Annotated in this window: 1 protein-coding gene; it reads left to right on the top strand. The window is 66.0% G+C overall.

Annotation, left to right across the window (positions count from 1 at the left end):
* Positions 1 to 26: 26 nt before the first annotated feature.
* On the top strand, positions 27 to 1,319 hold a 1,293-nt coding region (locus D457_RS33900), incomplete at its 3' end, for an acyltransferase domain-containing protein (RefSeq protein WP_152514442.1).

Genomic DNA, 1,319 nt, shown 5'->3' with positions numbered 1-1,319 from the left:
CCCCCGCGTGGCCGACTGTTCCCTGGGTGCTCTCCGCCCGATCACCCCAAGGACTACGCGACCAAGCCACACGCCTGACCAACCACATCCAAAACCACCCCGACACCAACATCCACGACATCGGCCTCACCCTCGCCACACACCGCACCACCCTCGATCACCGCGCAGCCGTCTGGGGCAACGACCACCACCAACTCCTCACCGCCCTCAACGCCCTCACCCACAACCAACCCGCACCCAACACCACCACCGCCACCCGAACCCGCAACCGCAAAACCGCGTTCCTCTTCACCGGCCAAGGCTCCCAACGCCTCGGCATGGGCCGCCAGCTCTACAACACCCACCCCACCTTCGCCCACACCCTCGACACCATCTGCACCCACCTCGACCCCCACCTCGAACACCCCCTCAAAACCATCCTCTTCGCCCCCCACGACAGCCCCCACGCCCACCTCATCCACCAAACCCTCTACACCCAGTGCGCCCTCTTCGCCATCGAAACCGCACTCTTCAACCTCCTCCACACCTGGGGCATCAAACCCGACTACCTCCTCGGACACTCCATCGGCGAAATCACCGCCGCCCACGCCGCAGGCACCCTAGACCTCCCCAACGCCGCCACCCTCGTCGCCACCCGCGGCCACCTCATGCAAACCGCCCGAACCGGCGGAGCCATGGCCGCCATCGAAGCCACCGAAGAACAAATCACCACCTCCCTCAACGGCACCGACACCGTCACCATCGCCGGCCTCAACAGCCCCACCTCCACCGTCATCTCCGGCGACGCCGACGACGTCCACAAAATCGCCGACCACTGGCGCACCCAAGGCCACCGCGTCAAAAACCTCACCGTCAGCCACGCCTTCCACTCCCCCCACATGGACACCGTCCTGCCCAAATTCCGCGAGACCGTCTCCACCCTGGAATTCCACACAGGACACACCCCCGTCATCTCCAACCTCACCGGCACCCCCGCCACCCCCGAACAACACAGCTCACCCGACTACTGGGCCCAACACCTACGCGGCACCGTCCGCTTCACCGACGGCCTCCACTACCTCCACACCCAAGGCGTCACCGACTACATCGAACTCGGCCCCGACCCCGTCCTCACCTCCCTGGTCACCGCCACCCTGCCCGACGAACCCCTCACCCTCACCCCACTCCTGCGCAACAACCACCCCGAAACCCAAACCCTCACCCACGCCCTGGCCACCCAACACACCCGCGGCACCACCATCAACTGGCACCAGGTCTTCCCCCACGCACACCGCGTCGACCTGCCCCACTACGCCTTCCAACACACCCGCTACTGGCTG

This window comes from Nocardiopsis valliformis DSM 45023, from assembly GCF_000340985.1.
GTDB classification, from domain to species: domain Bacteria; phylum Actinomycetota; class Actinomycetes; order Streptosporangiales; family Streptosporangiaceae; genus Nocardiopsis; species Nocardiopsis exhalans.
This window is presented reverse-complemented; position numbering and strand designations above follow the sequence as displayed.